Origin of the sequence: Pseudomonas sp. R19M, from assembly GCF_050312585.1 — a bacterium.
Classification (GTDB): domain Bacteria; phylum Pseudomonadota; class Gammaproteobacteria; order Pseudomonadales; family Pseudomonadaceae; genus Aquipseudomonas; species Aquipseudomonas palleroniana.
In genome coordinates this window covers 23629-30431 of sequence record NZ_JBNPJV010000095.1, presented here as the reverse complement: position 1 = coordinate 30431, position 6803 = coordinate 23629, and the positions used below count along the sequence as shown (strand labels likewise).

The 6803-nt window shown below is 61.4% G+C and carries 5 protein-coding genes; 2 read left to right on the top strand and 3 right to left on the bottom strand.

Going from position 1 to position 6803, the window contains the following annotated elements; genetic code table 11:
- Positions 1-76: 76 nt before the first annotated feature.
- The 3 genes from ACQRBT_RS24915 to pvdM are packed head-to-tail and all read right to left on the bottom strand — an operon-like array spanning position 77 to position 3618.
- Positions 77-949: a formylglycine-generating enzyme family protein gene (locus ACQRBT_RS24915; RefSeq protein WP_060755322.1), complete on the bottom strand. Its 873-nt coding sequence runs from the start codon at positions 947-949 to the stop codon at positions 77-79.
- A gap of 31 nt (positions 950-980) precedes the next feature.
- Positions 981-2249 (bottom strand): aminotransferase class V-fold PLP-dependent enzyme, encoded by a 1269-nt coding sequence (locus tag ACQRBT_RS24910; protein ID WP_104993397.1) that lies wholly within the window; start codon positions 2247-2249, stop codon positions 981-983.
- A gap of 19 nt (positions 2250-2268) precedes the next feature.
- Positions 2269-3618 carry a pyoverdine-tailoring dipeptidase-like protein PvdM gene (gene pvdM, locus ACQRBT_RS24905; RefSeq protein ID WP_161549438.1) on the bottom strand — a complete coding sequence of 450 codons (1350 nt, stop codon included), beginning with the start codon at positions 3616-3618 and terminating at the stop codon, positions 2269-2271.
- Between the two features lie 141 nt (positions 3619-3759).
- Here pvdM and ACQRBT_RS24900 point away from each other — a divergent pair, with 141 nt between their 5' ends.
- A complete protein-coding gene (locus ACQRBT_RS24900; protein ID WP_412046774.1) occupies positions 3760-5394 on the top strand; it encodes a twin-arginine translocation signal domain-containing protein in 1635 nt (544 codons plus the stop codon).
- Between the two features lie 56 nt (positions 5395-5450).
- Entirely contained in the window at positions 5451-6803 is a 1353-nt protein-coding gene (locus tag ACQRBT_RS24895) for a Fic family protein (RefSeq protein ID WP_104993400.1), read from the top strand.

Here is a 6803-nt window from a genome sequence, read left to right as displayed (position 1 = left end):
GTGTCAGGTTAAGAAACCGTGACTGATACACCGCCATCGGGAGCAAGCCCCCTCCCACAGGGGATTAGAGTGTGCGTCAGAGATCACGTACTACGCGAAACCCGATCCAGTCGCCCCGCGTCTGCGGGTAGATGTTGTTGCGGTTGCCCGAGCGCGAGAATACCGGTGCTTCGCCCCAGTCATTGCCGCGGATCTGGTAGGACTCGCAGTTCGGCTCCATCCAGGCGCTGCCGTCGGTTGGGGCGCCGATATAGTTGGGGTGTTCGCAATCGGCGACCCGTTCGTAGACGTTGCCATGCATGTCATACAGACCAAACGCATTCGGCGGGTAGCTGCCCACCGGCGATGAATAGCTGTAGCCGTCCGCCGGGCCATAGGTGTTGGCATGCTGGGCGATGCTGTAGCCCTTGCCTTCATCGAACGGGAAGGGGAATGGCCCGGTGGAACCGGCGCGGGCCGCGTATTCGCGCTGGGCTTCGCTGACCATGTGGTATTGCTGGCCGGTTTTCTTCGACAGCCAGGCCACGTAAGCCTTGATGTCGTCCATGTCCATGCACACCGCCGGCTGGCGCGGCCCCTGGGGGTAGCGCGGTTTGCTGGCGATGCATTCACGTCCAGGTCGGTCGTCGCCGTTGGCGATCTTGACGCCGGTCTGGCGGACGTAGCTGTCCCATTCGCCGGCCGTGACCTGGAAGCGGCTCATGGCGAACGGCTTGGCAAAGGTCACTGCATGCATCGGGCCTTCATCGGGCTCGCGGCCGACTTCGTCTTCCGGTGTGCCCATGGTGAACGTGCCGGCGGGCAGTACCACCATTTCCGGGCAGTCCTTGCAGTCCTTGAACACTTTGCCGGGTTGCGCCTCGGCGGCCTGGGCCAACCCCGGCAGCAGGGTGCTGCACAGGGCGGTCAGCGCCAGCGTGGTCAAGGGTTTGAGTCGCAATGCAATCATGGGGACGCCTCGTTCAAAGGAAGAATGGGAGTCACAACCGCTGGCTCAGCACGGTCATGAAACGGTGTATCTCATCCGAGCTGTTCAGCAGGCCGGGGGAGGTGCGGATCACCGGGCCGACGTCACGGTCGACCGCGTCGATGACCACGCGGTTTTTCATCATGTGCGCGGCCACCGCATCGCTGTCCTGGCCCTTGACCCGGAAGAACGTAAAACCCGCCGACAGCTCGGGGTTGCGCGGTGTGACCAGCTCGATCTGTGGGTGAGCCAGTAGCTGATTCTTCAGTTCACTGTTGAGGGCATGAATGCGCGCCTGCACCGGTGCCTTGCCCAGTTGCAGGTGCAGCTTGAACGCCTCGTCGGCCGCCCAGCGATGCTCGAAGGCGTGATAACCGCCGGGCGTCATGGTGGTGGCGAAATTGGTGTCTTCGGAGAAGGTCGGCACCATCGGCGTGACGTACTTGTTCTCGGTTTCGCGGGCGCAGACCAGACCGGTCCCGCGCGGGCCAAACATCCATTTGTGCGTGCCGGCGATGAAGAAGTCGCAGTGCATGTCCGGGAAGTCGAGGTTTTCCACGCCGAAGCCGTGTACGCCATCGATCACATACAGAATGCGGTCCTGGTCGTCACGGTTGCGATTGTGTTCCGCCACCAGTTTGCCGATCTCGCCGACCGGCAGTTTCACGCCGCTGCCCGATTGCACCCAGGTCATGCCGAGTACGCGGGTGTTGGGGCGCAGGTTGCGCTGGATATTGCCCAGCACTTCATCTGCGGACACCTGGCTGGGGTTGTCGAACAGCGCGATGCGGCGCACCTGGGTGCCTTGTTTCTGCACGCGGAAATCCAGGCTGTTCTGGGTCGCGTAGTGCTCGTGCACCGTCGTCAGGATTTCCTGGTCGGCGCGTACCTTGATCCCGCCGTAGATCATCGCCAAGCCTTCGGACGTGCTGCCGGTCAGGGCGATCTGCGCCGGTGTGGCGTTCAGGTAACGCCCGGCCCATTCGCGGACCTGGCCTTCGCGCTTCCAGGTTTCCTGCAGGTCCCAGTCCATCGCCAGCCCGGGGTTGCGGTCGATCTGCATGCGGTAGCGCTCGATGGCGTCGCGCACGGGCTTGGGGTGTGACGCCACCAGGAAGTTGGAAAAGTGCAGGTAATCCGGGTCCTGGTTGAACAGTTGCTTGAGTCCCGTCCATGGGTCGTTCGCCAGCGGTGTGGCTGGCGCTGCCAGTGCCTGTGGCAGCAGCGGCAGGCCGGCGGCGAGTACGCCGGCCTGCTTGAGAAAAGTACGGCGGTTGGTCATGGACTTACTTCGTCGGTGATTAACGGTTGGCCAAAGGCTTGGCGGCTTTTTGTACCTGGTCCCAGACCCGCAGGAAGTTACCGCCCCACAGCTTGGCGATATCGGCTTCGGAGTAGCCGCGCTGGATCAGTTCGGCGGTGACATTGCGCACTTCGCCGACGTTCTCCCAGCCCTGGATGCCGCCGCCGTCGTTGAAGTCCGAAGCGATGCCGACGTGATCGATACCGATCTTGCGTACGGTGTAGTCAATGGCGTCGCCCAGGTCCTTGAGGGTGGCCTTGGGTTCTTCGTCGAGGATGGCGTACAGCGCACTGGCGTATTGGCCGAAGCGTTGTTCGGGCCATGCGGCAATGATTGCGTCGCCGGGCATCAAGGCCACGGCCAGGTTGGGCAGGGGCGGCAGGTCGAAGCGTGCGCGCAGGGCGTTGAGCTTGTCCTGGGTTGGCTGGCTCAGCGGGCGCAGGTAGGCGGAAAAACCTACGATCTGCACCACGCCGCCGCTGTTCTTGATCAATTGCAGTTCTTTGTCGCTGAGGTTGCGCGGGATGTCGACGAACGCGCGCGGTGCCGAGTGGGAGGCCACCAGCGGCGTGCGGCTCGTCTGTGCCACTTGCTCCAGGGCTTTGGTCGACATCTGCGACACATCAATGATCACGCCCAGGTCATTCAGGCGGTGCACGGCTTGCTTGCCGATCTCCGACAGTCCCTCGAGGGCGTCCACCGAATCGTTGAAAAACGGCAGTGGGCGCGAAGAGTCGGACCAATCGTTGTTGCCCACGTAACTGAAGCCGAACATGCGCATGCCGCGCGCGGTCCACAGGTCCAGCTGGTTCAGGTCGTTGCCCAGCGGGTAGGCGTTGAGCATGCTGATGAAAATCGCGAACTTGCCCTCGCCATGCAGGCGCCGGAAATCATCCGGGGTGTAGGCGATGCCCACCTGGTTGGGGAAGTCGCGCACCATGCCGGAGATGATCTTGTAGCGCACCTCCTGCTCGTGGCGGGCTTCTTCGACAAAGCCCTCGGTGGGTTTGTGAGGCGCGTTGGGGCCGTTCCAGATTTCCGGCCAGCCGAAAATGGTCAGCGCCGCGCCGGACAAGCGACCACGCGCCGCCTTGGCCAGGTCGAACTGGCCGCCGCCATCCTTGTCGGCCTCGTTGCCGGCGGTGCCGAAATCCAGGGGGACGGTGATGTGGCTGTCGAAAGACAACAAACGGTCCTGCATCTCGTTGGCCTGCTTGATCACCTCCAGCGGGTAACCGGCATTGCCCTTGAACCAGTGATCCCAGGCCAGGAAACCGGCCCCGGCACCGATCGCCAGTGCCAGAGGCAGGCCGATGTACAGCGCCTTTTTCGAACGTGGTTTTGTCATTGCCATCTCAGTCAGTTGAGGCCTTTGCTATCAGGGAGGAACGAGCGATGGCGGGGGAAATTTAGAGCCAGCGATGCGCCGGTAAATTTTGCCGGGCTGCAAACGTTCTAGCTCTGATTAAGCCGTTTCCTAAGGTAGACAATGACGATCTCTCGACGTGGGTTCATCGCAGGCCTGGCGCTGACCGGCGCGGCTGTGCCGGCGGCCCTTTATGCCCATCGTGAGTTGACGCGCGAAGAAGCGTTCCCCATCACCCCCGGCGAAGCCACGGTCGACCTGGCCGATACCCAAGGCCAGCACCTGGCCAATACCTTGCGTGGCGTCTGGAGCCTGCGCCTGGAAGGGCGCGATGTCGGCCTCAAGGGCTTGCCGTTGCAAGGTCTGGCGCTGCTGCTGGACATCGCTCCCCGTGGCCGTGGCCTGCGCGGTTACCTGGACACCGCCGACAACCTGCGCGCCGAAGGCGAGCCGCGTTACCGCGTGCTGGGCGATCTGGTGACGGGCGAGGGCGCCTTGCTCTATTGGCGGCTGATCGACCGCGATTCGCCCGCCGGCGTCCCCGCCTATGAATTCAAGATGACCCTCGATGAAGTCTGGGCCGATTTCGGCAACGCCGGCAGCGGCACCCTGACCGGGCAGATCCTCGAGCTCAATCGCCCATTGGCGCTGACCGAACGCGACAACCGTTTTGTCGCGCACAAACAACTGTTCCCCGAAGCCCGCCAGCGTATCGGCCTCAACCCCACGTTGCTGGCCTGGTTGATCTCGCCCGAGCATCGCCTGTTTCACCAGCTGTGGCACGCCACCCGTGACCAATGGCACAAGCTCTCTGAGGAAAAACGCGACGCCCTGCGCGGCATCGGCTGGCAGCCCGGCCCGCGTGGCCAGGAGCGTGATGCGCGAGGCCAGCGCAAGGACCGCAACGGCTCGGGCATCGATTTCTTCTTCATGCACCGGCATATGCTCGGCACGGCGCGCTCCATGCAGGACCTGCCGTCATGGCCGCAATTCCCCGAACCGCAACCGGCGCTGGAACGCGACCGCCTGGGCTTCCTGCGTTACTTCGACAACCACGACGGCTTCGCGCTGCCGCCGGCCTGGTCGGCCCCGGACGATGCCGATTACACCCAGTGGGTCGGTGACATCAAGGCGGCCGAGACTTACCACAGCAACTTCCAGGTGTGGGAGTCGCAATACCGCGATCCGCGTTACCTGGCCAAGTTGACCCTGGGCCAGTTGGGCTCGGAAATGGAACTGGGCCTGCACGACTGGCTGCATATGCGCTGGGCCTCGGTGCCTCGCGATCCGTCCAACGGCGCCCCGGTGCCTTTCGCCCGCGACCCCTCGGACTTTGCCGCCCGCTGGTATGCGCCCGAAAACGACTTCCTCGGCGACCCGTTCTCCTCCCACGTCAACCCGGTGTTCTGGCATTTCCACGGCTGGATCGACGACCGCATCGAAGACTGGTTCCGTGCCCATGAACGCTTCCACCCGGGCGAAGTGAGCCGCCGCGAAGTCAACGGCGTGGCCTGGTTTGCCCCGGGTCGTTGGGTCGAAGTCGACGACCCGTGGCTGGGCCCCGATACCCACGGCTGCAGCACCACGCCAGGGCTGCAAATGGGCCGCTCAATGGAGATGGACCCGGAAACCATGAAGCTGGCCCTGCGCATCACCTTCGGCACCGATGAAGACCTGCTCAAGGGCTGGTTCAAGCGCGTGCCGCAACGGCCGTGGTATGCGCGGCATTTGAAGGTCAAGCGCGAGGGTCAGGCTTGACACCCGGCAGCCGGCGCGCAAGGATCAACTCAATTTTTGAAAATTGAGTTTCAGTCATGGCGAAAATCCACAAGCCAGCCGACTTTGCGGTGTTGTTAAAGCAATACGGCCTGGAGATTTTTGAGCTGGCACGCCAATACAAGGCGGTTGACGGCAAAGGGCGGTATTTGCACTGGGATGAATTTCGCCGCTATCCGTCACCGGGTGTCGACAAGGACGCCGCATGGGCCGCCATCAAGATGGCTCGGGCCTGTGGGAGCAAGACGCTTGAGCTGCGCAGCGAGTGCGGCAGCCCTTTTTTCTTATACAACACTGATTTTTGTGATGCGGTGATTCACGCTGTTGAGTCGATCACATCCCGGCTGGGAGGCGCGGCGGCGGCATCGCCCCAATATCGGGACAACACCCAGTATCTGGTGGACTCATTGATGATGGAGGAGGCGATTTCCAGTGCTCAACTGGAAGGTGCGGCGACGACCCGTAAAATCGCCAAGGACATGTTGGCTAAGGAGCGTGCGCCACAGAACGACGATGAGCGGATGATCCTTAACAACTATCACCTGATGCGGCATGCCAAATTTAACAAAGACGAACCGCTTTCTGTTGCGTTGATCTGCGAGTTTCACGGCATTGCTACAGCGGGAATAGACGAGGAAGACGTCCATCCGGGGCATATCAGGGTCCATGACGATATTTTTGTCGGCGGGGCGTCTGATGAAGTGGTCCATCAACCCCCCAGGGCGGCGCTGCTGCAGGACAGGCTTGAGGCGCTTTGCCGGTTTGCGAACGAGCGGCATGACGGTCAGGGTGGCACACACTTTATCCATCCAGTCGTGAAGGCCATCATCCTGCATTTCATGATCGGTTATGAGCATCCCTTCAGGGACGGTAATGGGCGAACCGCACGTTCTTTGTTTTACTGGTTCATGCTCAAAAGTGGCTATTGGCCGTTTGAATACATTTCCATCAGTACGCTGCTCAAAGAAGCCCCGATGCAATATGGCCGTTCCTATATCTACACCGAAACCGATGCATTTGATCTGACCTACTTCGTCATCTACCAATTGCGGATCATCGAGCGCGCCATCCATGATTTTATGGATTACTTCGAAGGGAAACGGCAAGAAGCCCTGGAACTGATGGGTTGGGTGGACACGCTGGAGTTGAAGGAGGGACTGAATTATCGCCAGGCTCATTTCTTGAAGAAAGTGCTCCAGCATCCGGGACGTGTATTCACCCCCAAGGAACTCACCCACGACTATGACATCTCGGAAAATACCGCACGTAAGGACCTTGAGAAACTGCTGGGCATGAAAGTGCTGTTCAAGGTCCAGGAAGGTAAATCGTTCCTGTATGTGGCACGAGAGGATGGGCAAGCCAACTTGAAGGCGCTGGCATCTGCGAGTTAG

Coding starts and splice junctions, on each gene's coding strand:
- ACQRBT_RS24915 (WP_060755322.1), bottom strand. CDS start 949: ATGATTGCATTGCGACTCAAACCCTTGACCACGCTGGCGCTGACCGCC.
- ACQRBT_RS24910 (WP_104993397.1), bottom strand. CDS start 2,249: ATGACCAACCGCCGTACTTTTCTCAAGCAGGCCGGCGTACTCGCCGCC.
- pvdM (WP_161549438.1), bottom strand. CDS start 3,618: ATGACAAAACCACGTTCGAAAAAGGCGCTGTACATCGGCCTGCCTCTG.
- ACQRBT_RS24900 (WP_412046774.1), top strand. CDS start 3,760: ATGACGATCTCTCGACGTGGGTTCATCGCAGGCCTGGCGCTGACCGGC.
- ACQRBT_RS24895 (WP_104993400.1), top strand. CDS start 5,451: ATGGCGAAAATCCACAAGCCAGCCGACTTTGCGGTGTTGTTAAAGCAA.